Source organism: Micromonospora sp. CPCC 206171 (assembly GCF_036906755.1).
In the GTDB taxonomy this organism is placed as follows: Bacteria; Actinomycetota; Actinomycetes; order Mycobacteriales; family Micromonosporaceae; genus Micromonospora; species Micromonospora purpureochromogenes.
In genome coordinates, this window is the sequence record NZ_JBAKHT010000003.1 from 274218 (window position 1) to 292999 (window position 18782).

17 protein-coding genes are annotated in these 18782 nt (G+C 74.1%); 7 read left to right on the forward strand and 10 right to left on the reverse strand.

The genetic code is table 11. The features are described from left to right. The first annotated feature begins 5 nt into the window (after positions 1 to 5). Together V6U89_RS06310 and V6U89_RS06315 are read left to right on the forward strand one after the other, a co-directional pair. Positions 6 to 2597: a transposase gene (locus V6U89_RS06310; protein WP_334569692.1), complete on the forward strand. Its 2592-nt coding sequence runs from the start codon at positions 6 to 8 to the stop codon at positions 2595 to 2597. A 132-nt stretch (positions 2598 to 2729) separates the two neighbouring features. After that, a complete protein-coding gene (locus tag V6U89_RS06315) occupies positions 2730 to 3956 on the forward strand; it encodes an ABC transporter substrate-binding protein (RefSeq protein ID WP_334569693.1) in 1227 nt (408 codons plus the stop codon). A 231-nt stretch (positions 3957 to 4187) separates the two neighbouring features. Here V6U89_RS06315 and V6U89_RS06320 read toward each other — a convergent pair whose 3' ends face one another. From V6U89_RS06320 to V6U89_RS06335, 4 genes are all read right to left on the reverse strand, one after another. Beyond that, positions 4188 to 4781 (reverse strand): GTP-binding protein, encoded by a 594-nt coding sequence (locus V6U89_RS06320; protein WP_088964027.1) that lies wholly within the window; start codon positions 4779 to 4781, stop codon positions 4188 to 4190. Between the two features lies 1 nt (position 4782). After that, complete coding sequence (locus V6U89_RS06325; protein WP_088964879.1) at positions 4783 to 5160, reverse strand: DUF742 domain-containing protein; 378 nt, start codon at positions 5158 to 5160, stop codon at positions 4783 to 4785. 102 nt (positions 5161 to 5262) lie between these two features. After that, positions 5263 to 5667 carry a roadblock/LC7 domain-containing protein gene (locus V6U89_RS06330; protein ID WP_013283992.1) on the reverse strand — a complete coding sequence of 135 codons (405 nt, stop codon included), beginning with the start codon at positions 5665 to 5667 and terminating at the stop codon, positions 5263 to 5265. Then, the gene (locus V6U89_RS06335; RefSeq protein WP_334569695.1) at positions 5664 to 9308 is read right to left on the reverse strand and encodes a sensor histidine kinase; all 3645 of its coding nucleotides are present in this window, start codon (positions 9306 to 9308) and stop codon (positions 5664 to 5666) included. The genes V6U89_RS06330 and V6U89_RS06335 overlap by 4 nt, the downstream gene beginning before the upstream one ends. Before the next feature lie 192 nt (positions 9309 to 9500). Between V6U89_RS06335 and V6U89_RS06340 the strand changes: the two genes are divergently transcribed. Next, on the forward strand, positions 9501 to 10103 hold the full coding sequence (locus tag V6U89_RS06340) for a uridine kinase family protein (RefSeq protein ID WP_334569697.1): 603 nt from the start codon (positions 9501 to 9503) through the stop codon (positions 10101 to 10103). Here V6U89_RS06340 and V6U89_RS06345 read toward each other — a convergent pair whose 3' ends face one another. After that, positions 10104 to 11180 (reverse strand): adenosine deaminase, encoded by a 1077-nt coding sequence (locus V6U89_RS06345; protein WP_334569698.1) that lies wholly within the window; start codon positions 11178 to 11180, stop codon positions 10104 to 10106. It lies immediately after the preceding gene. Between the two features lie 110 nt (positions 11181 to 11290). Here V6U89_RS06345 and V6U89_RS06350 point away from each other — a divergent pair, with 110 nt between their 5' ends. Further along, a complete protein-coding gene (locus tag V6U89_RS06350) occupies positions 11291 to 11923 on the forward strand; it encodes an RNA polymerase sigma factor (RefSeq protein WP_334569699.1) in 633 nt (210 codons plus the stop codon). Then, positions 11856 to 12512 carry a hypothetical protein gene (locus V6U89_RS06355; protein ID WP_334569700.1) on the forward strand — a complete coding sequence of 219 codons (657 nt, stop codon included), beginning with the start codon at positions 11856 to 11858 and terminating at the stop codon, positions 12510 to 12512. The genes V6U89_RS06350 and V6U89_RS06355 overlap by 68 nt, the downstream gene beginning before the upstream one ends. A 55-nt stretch (positions 12513 to 12567) precedes the next feature. Here V6U89_RS06355 and V6U89_RS06360 read toward each other — a convergent pair whose 3' ends face one another. Next, on the reverse strand, positions 12568 to 12981 hold the full coding sequence (locus tag V6U89_RS06360; protein WP_334569701.1) for a PPOX class F420-dependent oxidoreductase: 414 nt from the start codon (positions 12979 to 12981) through the stop codon (positions 12568 to 12570). A gap of 58 nt (positions 12982 to 13039) precedes the next feature. On the opposite strand from V6U89_RS06360, the gene V6U89_RS06365 reads away from it, so the two are divergent. Both V6U89_RS06365 and V6U89_RS06370 read left to right on the forward strand, forming a co-directional pair. Beyond that, complete coding sequence (locus tag V6U89_RS06365; RefSeq protein ID WP_334569702.1) at positions 13040 to 13543, forward strand: MarR family winged helix-turn-helix transcriptional regulator; 504 nt, start codon at positions 13040 to 13042, stop codon at positions 13541 to 13543. Between the two features lie 48 nt (positions 13544 to 13591). Then, positions 13592 to 14476 (forward strand): putative RNA methyltransferase, encoded by an 885-nt coding sequence (locus tag V6U89_RS06370; protein WP_334569838.1) that lies wholly within the window; start codon positions 13592 to 13594, stop codon positions 14474 to 14476. A gap of 7 nt (positions 14477 to 14483) precedes the next feature. Here V6U89_RS06370 and V6U89_RS06375 read toward each other — a convergent pair whose 3' ends face one another. From V6U89_RS06375 to V6U89_RS06390, 4 genes are all read right to left on the reverse strand, one after another. Next, positions 14484 to 15164: a DUF4272 domain-containing protein gene (locus V6U89_RS06375; RefSeq protein WP_334569703.1), complete on the reverse strand. Its 681-nt coding sequence runs from the start codon at positions 15162 to 15164 to the stop codon at positions 14484 to 14486. 134 nt (positions 15165 to 15298) lie between these two features. Beyond that, positions 15299 to 16579, reverse strand: a complete 1281-nt coding sequence (locus tag V6U89_RS06380) for a thymidine phosphorylase (RefSeq protein ID WP_334569704.1) — start codon at positions 16577 to 16579, stop codon at positions 15299 to 15301. Between the two features lie 57 nt (positions 16580 to 16636). Then, positions 16637 to 17347, reverse strand: a complete 711-nt coding sequence (locus tag V6U89_RS06385) for a cytidine deaminase (protein ID WP_238450002.1) — start codon at positions 17345 to 17347, stop codon at positions 16637 to 16639. Between the two features lie 152 nt (positions 17348 to 17499). Continuing rightward, positions 17500 to 18780: an ABC transporter permease gene (locus V6U89_RS06390; RefSeq protein WP_334569705.1), complete on the reverse strand. Its 1281-nt coding sequence runs from the start codon at positions 18778 to 18780 to the stop codon at positions 17500 to 17502. Between the last annotated feature and the right edge of the window lie 2 nt (positions 18781 to 18782).

Sequence of the window (18782 nt, forward strand, 5' to 3'; positions counted from 1 at the left end):
GACCTGTGTCCCGGGAGGAGGACGACGCCGTGGCGCTCGTGCGCGTGTACTGCGGTCTGGCCTCGGCGGATCCGGCCGACCGACCGGCATCGGCCGGATCGTCGCTGACGTCCGCTGTGGTCGACGACGCAGGCCGGCTGCTGCATGTCTGCGAGATCGGTGACGACCCGACGGGCTACGCCCAGCTGGTCGCGCTGCTCGTGGAGCGGTCGGGCGGGCCGAGTGGCGTGGCGATCGCGGCCGACAGCGACGACCACACGGTCACCTCGCTGCTGAGCGCCGCCGGGCGTCCACTCGCGATCGCCGACGACGACTCGGTCGACGACTTCGCCGAGCGTTTCGCCGACGACGACTCGCTGGAGGAGATGCAGTCGCCGCCGGCCGAGCGGCGGGCGGTGGGCCTGGCCCGTGCCCTGCAGGCCGGGGCGCTCTCCGCGGTCACCCTGCCGGCACCCCGGGACCTGGCCGGCTTCAAGCAGGTCCTGGCGGCGCACGCCGCCCTGTCCACCGGTCGCCACTCGGCCGCCGTGGCGCTGCGCGAGGTGCTGCGCGAGCTCTACCCGGCCGCCCTCCGGGCGTACCCGGACCCGGCCGAGCCGGTGTCGCTCGCGGTGCTCGACGCCCTCCCCGAACCCGGCATGCTCGGCGCCCACGGCCGCGACGTCTCGGTCGCCGCCGACGCGGTGGCCGCGCACCTGGCCGCCGACGGCGTGGCCGACGCCGACGAGATCGACGCCGCCGTCACCGCCCTGCGGGTGGCCATCTCCGAGACCCCCCGCCGGGCCACCGTCAACCGGGCGCTCACCTCCGCCGTCGCGGAGACCGTCCGTCAGGCGGTCGCCTCGGTACGGGCCTGCGACGCCGGCTGCGAGGCCCTGGTGGGCGCGCTCAGCGCCCGGGTCAGCACGCCTGTTCCGGCATCCGGCCGGCGGGCCGCCGCCCGACGTGGCGAGCCGGTCGGCGAGCTGTCCGCCCTCGGCGGCGGCACGACGGGGCTGCGTCCCGTCCGGCCGGCCGAGCCCGAACGTCCCACCCCCACCGGCCGGCGTAGCCGGCCCGAGCCGGTCTCCGGCGGGTCACTGCCGTCCACGCCCCGGCCGCTCGGTCCGCCGCCGGTCGCACCGGCCCCGGTCACGCCGCCACCGGTCGCGCCCTCGCCGGTCACCCCCGCCGCCGCCGCGGCCACCCCGACCTCGGCGCCGCCGTCGCGTACCGACCCGGGCATGCCCGCGGTACGCCGGAGCACCGACCCGGGCATGCCGCTGGTACGCCGGGGCACCGACCCGGGCATGCCCGCCGTGCGCCGGGGCACCGACCCGAGCATGCCCGCGGTACGCCGGAGCACCGACCCGGGGATGCCGCTGGTGCGCCGGGGCACCGACCCGGGCATGCCCGCCGTGCGCCGGGGCACCGACCCCGCCATGCCGGTGGTCCGGCGGGACCCCCCGACCAACCGTCCGGTCTCCGCGCCGCCCCCGCCGCCGCCCGGCATCACGCCGATCGCCCCGGCGCAGCGCGGGACCGTGCCCCCCGCCGAGGCGGGTGAGCCGTTCCGACCGACCCTGACCACGGCGGCGATCAACAGCGCCCGCGCCGAGCGGCAGCGCACGGTCATCCCGCCCCGCCCGAAGACCAACGGCGCGCTGTCGGCACCCACCGGCGGCTTCAGCGCCACCGACCTGAGCATCCCGGTGCCGACCCCGCGCCCCGACGCGGAGTCCGCTCCGCCCGGTTCCCGGGCGAACTGGCCGCTGGTCAACAACCCGGAGGACCCGGCCGACAGCTCCGCCAACAACCCGGTCGTGCCGCCGTACGGCGAGCGCGCGGGCCGGCAGGTGGACGCGCCGACCGACCCCGGCTCGGAGCGTCGGATCACCCCGCCGTGGCTCGCCGACGACCTGCCGCCGGAGCCGCCGATGCTGCGGCTGGTCGAGCCGCCGCCGCTGGCGGACCGGGCCCTGCGCGACGCCCCGGGCGGCGACCCGCGTCTGGAGACGCCCCCGCTGCGGTTGGTCGACCGCGAGGAGGCGAGCCGTTTCGGGCGTGCCTCGCGGTCGGACCGGCCGACCCCGGAGCGCCGGCCCGAGCCGGCGGAGCGCCGCCCCGCGCCGATGGAGCACCGGCCCGCGCCGATGGAGCACCGGCCCCCGCCGATCTCCGACGAGGGCGACGGCGACCTGCTGATCTTCGCGCAGGCCAGGTCCGCCTGGTTCGTCGGCCACAGCGAGGAGGAGTCCGAGCTGGACTGGTCGACCACGGCCGACACCGGTTGGCAGGCCGCCGAGCAGGCGGCTCGCCCGGCGGTCGGCGCGGAGACCTCCGCCGGCCTGCCCAAGCGGGTCCCGCAGGCCAACCTGGTGCCCGGTTCGCCGCTGCGCGAGGAGCGTCCGCTGCGGATCGTCCGGGACGCGGCGAGCCTCGCCGAGAACACCACCGGCTACTTCCGCGGCTGGCGTCGCGGGCAGGAGATCGGCGGGTTCGCGGTCGGCGGGCGACCGGGTCGTGAGTCGGCCGGCGGCTGGGACTTCAGCCGCGACCCGGCCGAGCGCGACGACGACCGCGAGTACGAGTTCCGGTCGGCCGGTTACCGTTCCTGAGCCCGGGAAAAGCGCCTTCCACCTGTATGTTCCTGCCCACACCCGGATAATTTGACGGCGGGTCGGGGCGGCCGGAAGCATACCGGCGGAACCGTCGGCGGCAGGTGACGCCGGGGTGGGAAGGCGACTCCAATGGCGACACCGGCAATCGGCTCCTCCGTGCTCACCCGACGGGGAGTACTCACCGCGACGACCAGCAGTCTGTTGCTGAGCGGCTGCGGGCAGGGGCAGCCGCAGGACGAGGCGGAGCCGGGCGGCAGTCCCTCGCCGGGCGGCCCGGAGCTGCTGATCGGGGTCAGCCTGGAACTCACCGGCCGGGGCGCCGCCCTCGGCGTCCCCCAGGAGCGTGCCCTGCGGATCACGCTGGAGGACCTGAACGTCGACCGGGTGCAGGTGGGCAACCTGCGCCGGAGCGTACGGGTGCTGGTGCGGGACAACCGCAGCGATCCGCGGCTGGCCGCGCAGCAGGCCACCGACCTGATTCGCAAGGACCGGGTGCACGCCCTGCTCGGCACCACGCTGACCGAGACGGCCATGGCGGTCGCCGGGGTGGCCCAGCGGCTGCAGACTCCCTTCGTCTCGCTGGCGCCCGGGGACGGCATCGTCCTGCCGCTGACGCAGCGGACGTTCATCTACAAGCTCACGCCGGACGCGGTGGACGTCGCCCGCCGGCTGGCTCGGCTGATCAGCTCACGAGGGCTGGAGCGGGTCGCTCTGCTGGCCGCTGACGGCCTGCACGGCGACTCCGGCGTCCGGGCCGTGGCGGCCGCGTGCCGGGCCGCCGGGGTCGAGCTGGACCGCACCGTACGCCTGCCGCGCGACGCCGCCGACGTCGCCCGCGCCGCCCGCGCGGCGGTGGCCGGTGACCCCGACGGCGTGGTGGTGTGGGCGGCGGCTCCGGACAGCGGCAGTGCCGCTCGCGCCCTGCGCCGGGCCCGCTGGCGCGGTCCGCTCTTCTTCGACGCGGCCGCGGTCGCCGAGGAGACCGTGGCGGGCAGCAACGCGGCGGCCGTGGAGGGGGCGTACGCGGTGCACCCGACCTGCCTGACGGACTCCACCCTGATGGGCACCAGCACCGCCGCCCTGGCCCGACGCGAATTCGTGTTCCGGTACATCCACGAGTACGGCGGGTTCAGCGGCTTCGCCCCGTACGCCTCCGACGCGCTGCAGCTCATCGCCGACGCGGCCCGGCTGGCCAGCAGCGTCGACCGTGGACGACTGCGGGCGTACCTGCAGACGCAGGTGACCGAGGGCATGGCCGGGTGGTACGCCTTCGCGCCGATCCGGCACGGCGGGATGGAGCGCGACTCGTTGGGCGTCTACCAGCTCACCCAGGGCAGCTGGGCCCGGGTCTCCTGACCTCGGCCGAGCCCTCTACCGACCCTCTTCCCATCCGCAGCCCCGGCACCGGCACCGCCGGCGCGCGGGGCCGCGGTGCCTGCGGGCTACGGTGCTTCGGGCTGTCGGTGCCGCCACCCGGGACCGGGTCAGCAGGCGGTGCCGGCCTACCCGTCCAGCCCCCGCCCGGGACGGGGACGCGCAGACGCGCCCGGCGTCGGCCGAAGCCGCCACCGGGCGCGTCGAGGCCGGTCAGGCCGGGGCGACCGCGCGCGAGCGGCGCATGGTCAGCACGTACTCGACCAGCGAGATCAGCACGTGCTTGGTCGACTCCCGGTTCCGGGCGTCGCAGGCCACCACCGGCACGTCCGTCGAGATCGCCAGCGCGTCCCGGACATCCTGCGGGTCGTGGTACTGCATCCCGTCGAAGCAGTTGATGGCCACCAGGTACGGCAGCCGCCGGTGCTCGAAGAAGTCGATCGCCGCGAAGCAGTCGGCCAGCCGGCGGGTGTCGACCAGGACGACGGCGCCGATCGCGCCGCGTACCAGCTCGTCCCACATGAACCAGAACCGCGTCTGGCCCGGCGTACCGAACAGGTACAGGATCAGGTCCCGGTCGATCGAGATCCGGCCGAAGTCCATCGCCACCGTGGTCGTCGTCTTGCCCGGCACCTGCCGGGTGTCGTCGACGCCCACGCCCGCGGAGGTCATGATGGCCTCGGTGGTCAGCGGCGTGATCTCCGAGACCGAGCCGACCAAGGTCGTCTTGCCGACGCCGAATCCACCGGCGATAACGATCTTCGCCGACGTCACGCGCCCGCTCGGGGCCGGCGGCCGGTGCGACATGTCAGAGCCTGCGAAGTCCACTCAGCACCCTCTCCAGCAGTTCAGTGCCCACCGCGTCGTCGGAGTCGTCCAGGATGGTCGGCTCGTGGACCGCGACCAGGCCATCCGTCGCCATGTCGGCGATGAGCACCCGGGCCACACCCAACGGAAGCTGCATTCGCGCCGCGATCTCGGCCAACGACTGCACGCGTCCGTCACACAGCGCGGCGATGTACTGGTGTTCGCGGCCCTGGCCGCCGTTGCCACTGGCAGCGGCGCGACCGCGCACCGTCGTCTCGACGAGCGCCTCCATGGCGATGTCGAGCCGGGGACGGGTACGACCACGGGTCACGGCGTATGGACGGACCAACGCTCCGGTTGGCTCGTCACGATCGGCCATGTCGCCGCTCACCTCCTTCGTACCCGGCACCGGCTCTCGCCCGGTGGAACCCGTCGTTGTTGTCGTGTCGTTGCTGCCGTGCCGACCCGGTGGTCAGCTCGGTCAGCCCATCATCCCGACGGCCGTGCGGGGCTGCGGGGTCAGCGCGTCGCCCACACGATCGACCAGCAGGGCCATCTCGTAGCCGACCTGGCCCACGTCACAGCTGCGGGCGGCCAGCACCGCGAAGGAGGAACCGTCGGAGATGGACATCAGGAACAGGAAGCCGTTGTCCATCTCGACGACGGTCTGCAACACCGCGCCGCCCTCGAAGCAGCGGGCCGCGCCCTGGGTGAGGCTGACCAGACCGGAGGCGATGGCGGCCAACTGATCGGCCCGGTCGCGCGGCAGGTCCCGTGACGACGCGAGGAGCAGGCCGTCCGCGGAGACGGCGACCGCGTGCGCGACACCGGGCACCCGGTCGGCGAAGTTGGCGAGGAGCCAACCGAGATCCTGCGTAGTTGTCATCCTTCTTGCTCCTTCTGCCCGCTACCGGCCGCCGGGCCGGAGCCAGACTGCGAGGATTGCTGCCCTCCCGGAGTCGCCTCCGAGCTGGTGGGGTTGCTGTCCGAGGGGTTGCTGCGCCCGCGCTGCACGCCGCGGTGGTAGGCCGACAGCAGACCACGCACCGCCTCGGGCGTACGCCGCTGCGCCGAGATGGTCGGCTTCTCCACCGCGCCCGGGACGAGCTGGGCCATCGGCGTCCGCTTCGGCAGACCGGTCTCGGTGGTGGCCGCCACCGGCACCTCGGCGGCCGCCACGGCGGCACGCCAGCCGTCGTCGGCCGCGGTCTGCCAGCCGGCCGACTGCGGTGCGGCGGGCCGGCGGTTGGGCAGAGCCTCGGCCTGACCGGGGCGGCCACCACCGTTGGTCGCCGAGCCGTTGTCGCGCGGCGTCCCTCCGGCCATCGGAGTGTTTGCCATCGGTGCGTTACCTGTCGTCCGTGGTGCGGTGTTCGGGACGGAGCGACCGGCGTCGACGGCGGGCATCTGCTGGGTCGCGGCGCCGTTGGCCGCCGGCCTGGCGGCCGCACCGGCCGCGGCGGCCTCCTCCGGACCCGGCTTGCGGGAGGTACGGAACCAGGCCGACTCGAGCTCCCGGAAGATCGGCAGCTCCATCGTCTCGTCCGCGTACCGCTGCCGGTTCGCCGTCTCCTGCGGAGTCGGCGGCCGGTTCACCGGGGCTGGCTGCGCCGCGCGGACCTGCGGCGCGGCGGGCTGTGCGGTCGGCTGCCGCACGGCCGGCGGCGTGGCCGGCGCGGACGGCTGCGCGGTCTGCTGGGTCGGCTCGGGGCGCGCCACCCGGGGCAGCTCCGTGGTCATGTCCAGCGCGGCGGCGAGCCGCTCGGGCACCGGCGGGGCGGCCTGCTCCTGATTCGGCACCGGCGGCCAGGCCGGCGGGGCGGCCGGGCTCGGCGGGCTCTGCCGGGGCGGCGCGGACGCCGGCTGGGCGGAGACCGGGGCGGCCGACACGGGCTGACCCGAGTACGGCTGGGCGGAGACCGGGTGCCCCGAGTACGGCGAGGCCGGCGGAGCGGAGTACGGCGAGGCCGGCGGCGCCGAGTACGGCGAGGCCGACACCGGGTGACCGGAGTACGGCGAGGCCGACACCGGCGGGCCCGAGTACGGCGAGGACGAGACCGGGTGACCGGAGACCGGGGCGCCGGAGACCGGCGGGAGCGGCGGCGCGGACACCGGCGGGACCGGCGGCGCGCTGTAGGGGCGGGCCTCCGGGCTGCTCGGCAGCTGCCGCGGGATCACCGGCTGCTGGCCGGTGACCGGGTCGACGTCGCCGGACCGCCGCTGCGGCAGCGGGTCGATCTGCTGCCCGTTGGTGGAGCGGGGCGTGAAGCCGTCGTTGCCGTTGAGCGCGCTGGCACCGGTCAGGTCCGACCAGGCCGGCATGGAGCGCCCCCCGCCGGCGTTGGCCGGCGAGCCGTTGTGCGGGGCCGGGTCGAACGCCCGACCGCCGAGGGTGACCTGGTTGCCGGACTCGCCGGTACGCGGCGTCGGCGCCGGACCGTTGCCCAGCGCGGGCAGCGCGCCGAAGGCCGGGGCCGCACCGAACTGCTGCGGGCCGGGCGTGGCCGCGGGCAGCGCCGGGGTGGGCTGGCCACGACCGGTGAGCGCCCGAGGAACCAGCACGGAGGTGGGCATGGTGACCTCGGCCACCGTGCCCCGGTCCGAGCCGGGACGCAGCTCGACCTTGACGCCGTGCCGCGAGGCCAGCCGGGCGACCACGACCAGGCCCATCATCCGGGAGACGGCGACGTCGACCTGGGGCGGCGTGGCGAGCCGCTCGTTGAGGTCGCCCAGCTGCTCCAGGCTGATGCCGATGCCGCGGTCCTCGACGTAGAGGGTGGCCCGGTCGCCGATGCGGCGCGCCTCGACCATGACCTGCGAGTCCGGCGGCGAGAACGCGGTCGCGTTGTCGAACAGCTCGGCGACGAGGTGCACCATGTCGTTGACCGCGTGGGCGGCGACCTCGATGTCCCGGTCGATGATCCCGAACTCGATCCGGGTGTAGTGCTCGACCTCGGACTGCGCGGCGCGCAGCACGTCGATCAGGGCGGCCGGCTCGCGCTGCACCCGGGTGGAGTCGGCACCGGCGAGGACCAGCAGGTTCTCGTCGTTGCGGCGCATCCGGGTGGCCAGGTGGTCGAGCTGGAACAGCTCGGCCAGGCGGTCCGGGTCCTCCTCGCCGCGCTCCAGCCGGTCCAGGTGACCGATCAGCCGGTCGACCAGGATCTGCGAACGGCGGGCGAGGTTGACGAACATCGTCGCGACGGAGGAGCGCAGCGCGGCCTGCTCGGCGGCGGTGCGGACCGCCTCCAGGTGGACCGCGTTGAACGCCTCGGTCACCTGACCGAACTCGTCCTTGCTGCGCACCGGCAGCGGCTCGGCGATCTGGTTGGCCAGCTGTGCCGGGGAGAGCTGGCCGCTGAGCTGCGGGTCGCGCAGTCGGGCCACCGCCTGCGGCAGGCCGTACTGGGCGATGGACAGGGCGCCCTGGCGCAGGTCGCGCAGGGAGCGGGCCATCGACCGGGCGACCAGGTACGCGAAGAGAATCGCCAGCAGCAGCATGCTCAGCAGCAGGCCGGTCTCCAGGAAGACCTGGCGCTGCACGTCGGAGCGGAGCTCGTCAGCCTGCCGGACCACCTTGCCGTCGAGCTGGACCTCGACGTTGCGGATCAGCGCGGCGTTGGCGACCATGGCCGCGTCCCACTGGTCCGTGCCGAACTCGACCCCGGCGATGCTCTCGGTGTCGCGGGACTTGATGAAGCCGCTGTAGGCCTCCGCCTGGCGCAGGTCGGAGCCGGCGACGGTCTGCTTGAACAGCTCGCGCTCGGACTGGTTGGCGACCGACTGGAAGGTCTGCCGCGCCAGCTCCTCGCCCTTCTGGTTGGCGATGAAGTCGTCGCGCAGTGGCGCGATGTACGCCTTCTGCAGGAGGACCCGGTGCCCCGCCACGCGGCGCAACGACAGGAACTCCTTGGCCCGCGCGACGGCGGCGGCGGCGCGCATCCGGTCGCTCAGGTCGTTGTCGCCGGCGAGCTGGGTGGCCGAGTCCCGGACGCTGATCAGCTGTTCGATCAGGCCCTGGTACGACCCGACCGCGTCGCTGAGCCGGAGCTTGCCGTTGTAGACCTGGCTCCGGGTGCCGGGCAGGTCGCTCAACTCCTGGTCGATCCGGTCCAGCAGCGTCTCGAGGCTGGCCGGGAGATCATCGAGCTCCAGCCGTTGCTGCGAGTACGGCGCCTTGGCCTGGTCGACCCGCTGGTTGATTCGGTTGTACGCCTCCTGGTACTGCTCCCGGGCCTGGCCCTGGGGCGAGCCCAGCAGCAGGACGGCGGAGGTGCGCTCGTCCTGGAGGCTGTTGACCAGGTCACCCGAGTACCCGACCAGGTTGGCCAGGTCGCCGGCCCGGTTGGCATTGTTGAGCGTCTGCAGGTGGTCGACCAGACCACTGGTACCCACGACGACCGTGGCGATGGTCGGCACGATCATGATGAGACCGAGCTTGGACCAGATCGGCATGTCGCGGAGCCGGCCGGCCGGCCGGCGTAGACGCGACAGGAAGGAGCCCGCCGTCTTCGGCCGTTTGCTCACGTCACCGCCCTCGCGATTGCAGCGTCCCGCGTTGCCACGGGCAACGCCCAGCGACCGACCCGGCGGGTCGGACCCCCGAGATTCCATCACGCCGCCCCTGAAAGAGAAAGCCCAGGTTGGTGGTCGCCGAAGGTGTGATGAGATGTTGATGCAATTTGATAGCAATCCGTCTGGCCGGAGTTACCGAACGTAATGGAATACCGTCACCGCGTTGTCCTGCTCGCTGGCCCCTCCGGCTCCGGAAAGTCGTATATAGCCCACCGAACCGGACTTCCGGTGCTCTGTCTGGACGACTTCTACAAGGACGGCGATGACCCTACGTTGCCGCGCCAGAACGGACAGGTGGACTGGGACTCGCCCGACTCGTGGGATGCCGGGACGGCCGTGGAAACAATTGCCCGACTGGCCCAGGAGGGCAAGGCCGAAGTGCCGGTTTATGCGATCGGTGCCGACCGGCGGGTGGCCACCCGGCCGTTCGAGGTGGCCGGAGCGCCACTTTTCGTCGCCGAAGGGATCTTCGCGGCCGAGATCGTCGAGGAGTGCCGCCGTCGAGGGCTGCTGGCCGGGGCGTACGCGCTGCGGCGCCCGCGCGGCACGACCTTCGTCCGCCGGCTGACGCGGGATCTCGCCGAGCAGCGCAAGGCGCCGAAGGTCCTGCTGCGGCGCGGGGTGGCGCTGCTGCGCGCCGAGCCGGCGGTGCTGCGCCGGCAGACCGGGCTGGGCGCCGAGGAAGCCCGCGCGCGCGACGTGCTGCGGCGGGTGGCCGGCCTGGTCGCCAGCCACCCGCACCACTGATCACACAGGCAGCTTCGCGTACGCCGGCTTGATCACCTCGTCGATGATCCGCAGCCGCTCGTCGAACGGGATGAAGGCGCTCTTCATGGCGTTGATGGTGAACCACTGGAGCTCCTTCCAGCCGTAGCCGAAGGCGTCCACCAGCAGCGCCATTTCCCGGGACATCGAGGTGCCGCTCATCAGCCGGTTGTCGGTGTTGACGGTGACCCGGAACCGCAGGTCGCGCAGCAGCCCGATCGGGTGGTCGGCGATCGACGCGGCGGCGCCGGTCTGCACGTTCGACGACGGGCACAGCTCCAGCGGGATGCGCTTGTCCCGCACGTACGCGGCCAGCCGGCCGAGCACCGGCGGCGGCCCGGGGGTGATGTCGTCGACGATCCGGACCCCGTGCCCGAGCCGGTCCGCGCCGCACCACTGGATGGCCTGCCAGATCGAGGGCAGCCCGAACGCCTCGCCGGCGTGGATGGTGAAGTGGAAGTTCTCCCGCTGCAGGTATTCGAAGGCGTCCAGGTGGCGGGTGGGCGGGAAACCCGCCTCGGCGCCGGCGATGTCGAAGCCGACCACCCCGGTGTCCCGGTGCCGCACCGCCAATTCGGCGATCTCCTGCGAGCGCGCGGCGTGCCGCATCGCGGTCAGCAGGGTGCCGATCCGGATCGGCATGCCGGCCGCCGCGGCCTGCTCGCTGCCCTCGGCGAAGCCGGCCACCACGGCCTCGACCACCTCGTCCAGGGTGAGGTGCTGCTCCAGGTGCTGCTCCGGGGCGAACCGCACCTCGGCGTAGACCACCCCGTCGGCGGCCAGGTCGAGCGCGCACTCCCGGGCCACCCGGCGCAGCGCCGGCGCGGTCTGCATGACGGCGACGGTGTGCGCGAAGGTCTCCAGGTAGCGCTCCAGCGAACCCGAGTTCGCCGCGTCCACGAACCAGCGGCCGAGCGCCTCCGCGTCGGTGGTGGGCAGCTCGTGACCGACCTCGGCGGCGAGTTCGACGACCGTCGCGGGCCGCAGGCCGCCGTCGAGATGATCGTGCAGCAGCGCCTTGGGGACCTTGACGATGTCCTCGTATCGGATTGCGACCATGCTCAGACCCTAGTCAGCCCCCGACCGGCCCCGGGACGGGACCGCCGGGCCGGCGCGTCGCCGTGAACCGCACCACCCCGTACGGACATGACAGGGGCAGGGAGGGCGACATGACTGACGACCGAGAGCTCTGGGCCCGGAGCCTCGACGGTGACACCACGGCCTTCGGCACGCTCTTCGAGCGGCACGCGGACGCGGTGTTCGGCTACTGCCTGCGGCGTACCGGGGCGTGGTCGGCCGCGGAGGACCTGGTCTCGGTGGTGTTCCTGGAGGCCTGGCGGCGAAGACGGGCGATGGTGCCGTACGGCGCGAGCGTCCTGCCCTGGCTCTACGGCATCGCGCTGGGCGTCAGCCGCAACCACCACCGGTCGCTGCGCCGGCACCGGGCCGCGCTGGACCGGGTGCCGCCGCCCGAGCCCGCCGCCGACCACGCCGACGCGGTGGTCGAGCGGGTGGACGCCGAGCGCCGGATCGCGGCCGTGCACCGCCACCTCGCCGGGCTCGCCGGCCGGGACCGGGAGGTGGTTGAGGCCTGCGTCTGGCTCGGGCAGACCCAGGCCGAAGCCGCCGTCACGCTCGGCATCCCCCTGGGCACCGTCAAGTCCCGCCTGGCCCGGGCGCACCGTCAGCTGCGCACCGGTGTACTCGCCGATCTCGCGATGGAGGACCGCCCCGATGGATCACAGTCCACTCCGCCCGGACCTGCCGCACCTGCCCGCCGAGCGGGTCCGGGTACGCCGTGACGCGCTGCTGCGCGAGATCGCCCCGGCGCGGCGGCGGCCGGTGACCCCGGCGCGGCGCCGCCTCGCCGTCGTCGCCGTCGGGCTCGCCACGCTGGCGGCGGCCGGGACGGCGGCGGTGGTCGCCGGCCGACCCCAGGCGCCCCAGGGGACGGCGGCACCGCCGTCGGCGAGCGCGTCGGCCTCCGACGGCACCGTCACGGTGACCGTGGCCGACGCCGCCGACCCGGCCCGGGTCAACGACGAGCTGCGCCGGATCGGCGCCCGGGCGACGCTGGTCAAGACCCGGCCGGAGGCCGACTGCCCGCCTGGGGACCGGGGCGCCCAGGTGCGATCGGTATCGGACCCCTCCGTCATGCTCGGGCCGGACGCCGCCGTGACCTTGAACAGACCCGAGGCCGGGCTGCTGGTGATCCATCCGGACCGGATCCCGGCGGGGCTGATGCTCGCGGTGCATCTGCGCCAGCAGGAGGTGAACGGCAGCTATCTCTCGGGCTGGGCGTTCTATCGGCTACCCGGGCCCGGCTGCGTGGTCGCCGGGGCGTACCGGTCGTTCGACGAGCCGGCCCCGAGCCAGAGCGGCCCCCGCTGAGCGGCCCCGTCGCGCGGGTCCACGGTCGCTCCCCGTGTCGCGACCGTGGACCCGGTCAGGGGCACCAGCCGTACACCCGCTCGACGGCCAGCCGGATCACCAGGCGACCGTCGGCGACCATCGCCGCCCGGTACTCCGCCCAGTCGGGGTGCTCGCCCCGGATCCGGCGGTAGACCTCGACCAGCTCCGCCACGGTGGCGTCGTCCTCGGCCGCGGCGGGCGGAGTGAGGGTGGCGGTCCCCTCGGCCACGGCGTACGCGCCACCGTCTCCGGTGGTGACGTGGAAGCTGGCCCGGGGGTCGCGGCGCAGGTTGCGCGCCTTGGCCCGGTCGCCGACGGTCGAGCAGCGGATCAGGCCCGGTTCGGCGAGGTAGTCGAGGTTGGACAGCTGGGGCCGGCCGTCGCGGCGCAGCGTCACCAGCACGCCGCGACCCCGCTCGCCGAAGAGCTCCCACAATCTGGTTGACATGTCACCAACCTAGAAGCGATGTAGATGACGTGTCAACCATCCGGCTAGGCTGGTCGCCATGGACGCACCCCGCTGGCTCGACGACCGCGAAGACCGCGCCTGGCGGGGCTACCGCCGGATGCGCCGGCTGCTCGACCTCCAGCTGGCCCGCGACCTGATGCGCGACGCCGGGCTCTCCGAGCCCGACTACGACGTGCTCTCCGACCTCTCCGAGGCGCCGGACGGGCGGCTGCGGCTGGGCGAGCTGGCCGACCGGATGCTCTGGTCGCGCAGCCGCCTCTCCCACCACCTGAGCCGGATGCAGCAGCGCGGGCTGGTCGTTCGCGCGGAGTGCGCCACCGACGGCCGTGGCTCGGTGGTGGTGCTCACCGCCGAGGGCCGACGGGCGATCGGGGCCGCCGCCCCCGGCCACGTCGCCGCCGTCCGCCGGCACCTGATCGACCTGCTGGAGCCGGACGAGCTGGCCGCGCTCGACCGGTTCACCCACCGGGTCGTCGACCGCCTGACCGGGACCGGCGACGGCGGGCGCGCGCCCGGCCGGGGTCCCGAGCCGCTCCCGTAGGCTCACCGGGTGACCGCGCCGCCCCCGTCCGAGCAGCCCGGGGCCGGGATGCCCCCGGCCGTGCTGGCCCGGCTGCGGTGTCCGGTCTGCGCCGAACCACTGGCCCCGGCCCCCGACACCCGCGCGCTGCGCTGCCCGCGCCGACACAGCTTCGACGTCGCCCGGCAGGGGTACGTCAACCTGCTCACCGGGCGCGCCCCGCACGTCGGCGACACCGCCGACATGGTCGCCGCCCGGGCGGACTTCCTGGCCGCCGGGCACTACGACGTCATCTCCGCCGCGCTGGCCGACGCGGCCACCCGGGTCGTCAAACCGACGAGCGCCGGCCGGCGGGCGGACGGCGAGCCGGGCGTGGGGGCGTACCCGCTGGTGGTGGACGCCGGGGCGGGGACCGGCCGGCACCTCGCCGCGGTGCTGGCGGCGCTGCCCGACGCGGTGGGTCTGGCCCTGGACGTCGCCAAGCCGGCGCTGCGCCGCGCGGCCCGGGCCCACCCGCGGGCCGCGGCGGCGCTGGCCGACACCTGGCAGCGGCTGCCGCTGGCCGACGCCTCGACCGCCGTGCTGCTGAACGTCTTCGCCCCACGCAACGGCGCCGAGTTCCACCGGGTCCTCGATCCGACCGGGGCGCTGCTGGTGGTCACCCCGACCGACGCGCACCTCGCCGAGCTGGTCGACGCGCTCGACCTGCTGCGGGTGGACCCGGCCAAGGCGGACCGGGTCGCCGACAGCCTGGCCGGTCACTTCACCGAGGAGCGCGGCGAGGCGCACACCGCCCGGCTACGGCTGAGCCCGGCCGAGGTGGCGACGCTGGTCGGGATGGGCCCCAGCGCCTGGCACACCGACCCGGAACGGCTCGCCGCCCGGATCGCCACGCTGCCGGAGCCGGTCGCGGTCACCGCCGCGGTCCGGCTCACCGTCTGGCGGCCGCGCTGAGGCCGGCTCAGGTGGAGAGATCGACCTCTTCCCAGCCCGGCGGCTCGTCGTGGTACGGCCCGCGCAGCATCACCGCCCACTCCAGCGCCCAGCGCCGCTGACCGATCGCGTTGGCGTCGACCAGCCCCGGCAGCGGCTGACCGCGCTTCTCCGCCTCCAGGTACGCCCAGTCCAGGCAGTAGTGCAGGTCGAGCAGGGCGGCGGCATCGGCCGGGTGCTGCGGCGCGGCCAGGATCCGGGCCCGCCACTGGCCGAACGTCTCCCCATCGGCGAGGTGCGGCATCCGCTCCACCAACCGCTCGTCGACCGGGATGGTCGGGTCGAGCTGCTTGCTCAGGCCGAGCACCCAGGCCAGCGAGAAGAGCGCGTCGTGGTGCAGCACGAACGAGCGGTGGTCGCCCTTGCCACCCATCACGAACTGCCACTCGGGCGGAGTGACCAGCTCGACCAGGTGCGAGTCGAGCAGCCAGCTCATCGCCGCCTGCGGCGGCATCCCGAAGCAGCGGGCCAGGATCAGGTGCAGGACCGCGATGCGCGCCTCGATCTCCCCGGTGGGACGCAACTCGATCTCGTCGCCCGGCTCCCACACCAGCGGAAACTGGGGAGGCGGCAACGGCAGGCGCAACCGGGACAGCTCGTCCAGGCTCGCCTCACGGACTTCCCGGGGATCGGGGGCGGGTACCAACACGGTCGAAGTCCCTGTCTGCTCGCGCCGGCGTCACCGCCGGCCTCTCCCCCTGGGCTGGGAGAATAGCGCCCGTGGCGGGTCGGCACCATGCCGAGGTTCCCCCACCGGCCGACCGGTCGCGGGCGGTCGGCCGTTCAGCCGATCCGCTCGATGACCAGCGACGACGCGGTCGGCGCGGTGGGCGCCAGGCGGACCGCCCGCTCGGCCTCGGCCCGCGCCGCCGGGATCCGGGTGGCCTGGTCGGCGCGGAGCTCGTAGAGCGGGTCGCCGGCCCGGACCGGATCGCCGGGCCGCTTGTGCAGCACCACGCCAGCGGCGGCGCTGACCGGGTCCTCCTTGCGGGCCCGCCCGGCGCCGAGTCGCCACGCGGCCACCCCGATCGCGTACGCGTCGACGGACTCGACGAAGCCGTCGGCCTGGGCGCGGACCACCTCGACCTCGTTGGCGGTCGGCATCGGCGCGTCCGGATCGCCGCCCTGGGCGCGGATCATCGCACGCCAGGCGTCCATCGCCCGCCCGTCGCGCAGCGCGGCAGCCGGGTCGGCGTCCCGCAGGCCGGCGGCGTCCAGCATCTCCCGGGCCAGCGCCAGGGTCAGCTCCACCACGTCGGCCGGGCCGCCCCCGGCCAGCACCTCCACCGACTCGGTCACCTCGACCGCGTTGCCGACGGTCAGGCCGAGCGGGGTGGACATGTCGGTGAGCAGGGCGACGGTCCGCACACCGTGCGCACCACCCAGCTCGACCATGGTCCGGGCCAGTTCCCGCGCGTCGTCGACGGACTTCATGAACGCGCCGGAACCGACCTTGACGTCGAGCACCAGCGCGCCGGTGCCCTCGGCGATCTTCTTGCTCATGATCGAGCTGGCGATCAGCGGGATCGCCTCGACGGTGCCGGTGACGTCGCGCAGCGCGTACAGCTTGCGATCGGCCGGGGCCAGCCCCTCGCCGGCCGCGCAGATCACCGCGCCGACCTCGCGCAGCTGGGAGATGAACTCGTCGTTGCTCAGCGCCGCCCGCCAACCGGGGATCGACTCCAGCTTGTCCAGCGTGCCGCCGGTGTGCCCCAGGCCGCGCCCGGACAGCTGCGGCACCGCACCCCCGCAGGCCGCGACCAGCGGGGTGAGCGGCAGGGTGATCTTGTCACCGACGCCGCCGGTGGAGTGCTTGTCCACCGTGGGCCGGGAGACCGGCGAGAGGTCCAGCCGCTCGCCGCTGGCGATCATCGCGGCGGTCCACCGGGCGATCTCCGGCGGGGTCATCCCGCGCAGCAGGATCGCCATGGCCAGCGCCGACATCTGCTCGTCCGCGACCAGCCCCCGGGTGTACGCGTCGACCACCCAGTCGATCTGGGCGTCGCTCAGCACTCCCCCGTCCCGCTTGGTACGGATGACGTCGACCGCCGTGAACGCACTCATCGTCGAGTTCCTCTGCTTGTCCTGGTTCTGCTGATCGGCGGTACGCCGCGCAGGGGTTCAGCCCGCGGGCCAGCGGGTGGGGATCTCCATCGGCGGTTCGCCCTCGCCGGCCCAGAAGATGGTGCCGCTCGCGTCGACCACCACCACCCGGGGCGTCCGGGCGTGCCCCCAGGTGATCGCCTCGGCGGGCTCGTCCCAGCTCGGGGCCTCCTCCAGCACCCCGGTCTCGGCGCCCTCGGCGTCCCCCGCCGACCGCTCCCAGTACGCCGTCCAGACCTGCTGCCCGGCGGACATGTCGGGATGCACGAAGACGGTGCCCCGCCCCCGCCAGGCGGCCAGCCGCTCCGGCACCACCGGGACCGGCTGCTCCCCGGTCACCGCCTCGATGTCGGCCACGTCGAAGGCGTGCGGCAGCAGCTCCGCCATGCGCAGCGGCCGGCCCTTGGACTCGACCAGGCACTCCGGCCCGCCGTTCTCCCAGAGCAGCTGCCGGCAGCGCCCGCACGGCATCAGCGGCTCGCCGGTGGCGTCGACGCAGGACATCGCGACGAGCCGGCCACCGCCGCTGGCGTGCAGGGCGGAGACCACTCCGCATTCCGCGCAGAGGGTGACGCCGTACGCGGCGTTCTCCACGTTGCAGCCGGTCACCACCCGGCCGTCGTCGACCAGGGCGGCCGCCCCGACCGGGAACTTCGAGTACGGCACGTACGCGTGCCGCATCACCTCGGTGGCGGCGGCCCGCAGTCGCTCCCAGTCGATCTCGGTCATCCCACCATTCTGCCCAAGTCACCCTGGTCGGGCGCGGGAAGGGGTACCCCTGGTGTCCACCGACACCCGCCCGCGCCCGCCCCCGGCCCGGAAAACGACCGTGCCCGGCGGGGCGATCCCCACCGGGCACGGAGCTGGCTGGTGCCGCAGGCTCAGCCCTTGATGTACGGCTTGCCGTCCGCGGCGGGAGCGCGCACCCGGCCGACCAGGCCGGCCACCGCCAGGATCGTCGCGAGGTACGGCAGCATCGCGAGGAACTGGCTCGGGATGCTGCTGCCGATGGCACCCAGGTAGGTACCGAGCTGGTCGGCGAAGCCGAAGAAGAGCGCGGCGAGCAGCGCCCCGGTCGGGCTCCACCGGCCGAAGATCAGCGCGGCCAGGGCGATGAAGCCCTTACCGCCGATCATGTTCTTGGTGAACGAGTAGAGCGCCAGCGTGTACGAGGCGCCACCGATCCCGGCGACCATTCCGGCCATCAGCACGTTGCGGTAGCGCAGCCCCAGCACCTTGACGCCGAGGGTGTCCGCCGCGGTCGGGTGCTCACCCACCGAGCGGGTCCGCAGGCCCCACCGGGTGCGGAACAGCGCGATGTGGATGACCAGCACCAGCAGGAGGCCCAGGTAGAGGAAGATGTTGCCGCGGAACAGCGCCGGGCCGAGTAGCGGGATGTCCTTGAGCAGCGGGATCTCCCAGTTGGAGAAGCGCGGCGCGCTGTTGTACTTCTCCGCCTGGGTCTGCATCAGCCGCTCGTAGAGGAAGCCGGTCACGCCGACCGCCAGCAGGTTCAGCACGATGCCCATGACCACCTGGTCGACCAGGTAGCGGATCGCGAAGACGGCCAGCAGCAGCGAGATGAACGCGCCGCCGATCGCCGCAGCGACCAGGCCGACCCAGACGTTGCCGGAGATGCTGCCGAAGAGCGCCCCGCTGAAGGCGCCCATCAGCAGCTGCCCCTCGATCGCCACGTTGACCACGCCGGACCGCTCGCAGAGCACGCCGGCCAGGGCGCCGAAGATCAGCGGAAGGGCCAGGACGAAGGTGCCCCGGACGATGTTGACCATGGGCATGAAATTGCGGCCCTCGGGGGCGGCCGACACCTGCCAGCACAGGAAGCTCAGCACGAAGGCGACCAGCCCGACGCCGAGCACCAGGGTGAACCAGCGCGTCGGGATGCCGGCCAGCAGGGCCGCTCCGGCGGCGGCGGCGATGATCCCGAAGAGGATCGCGCCGACCGTACCGTTGATCTCCAGTGCCGCGCCGCCCTCGGTCTCGCTGAGGGTGAAGCGCGCCTGCTGGCCGGTGGCGAGGGCGCCGAAGAGCACCGCGGCGAGCACGCCCAGCGCCAGCAGGACCGCGCCGATCTTGCGGTTGCGGGTCCAGAAGCCCTGCTCGACCTTCGCGACCGCGACGTCGGGGACAGCCATGGTGGACATGC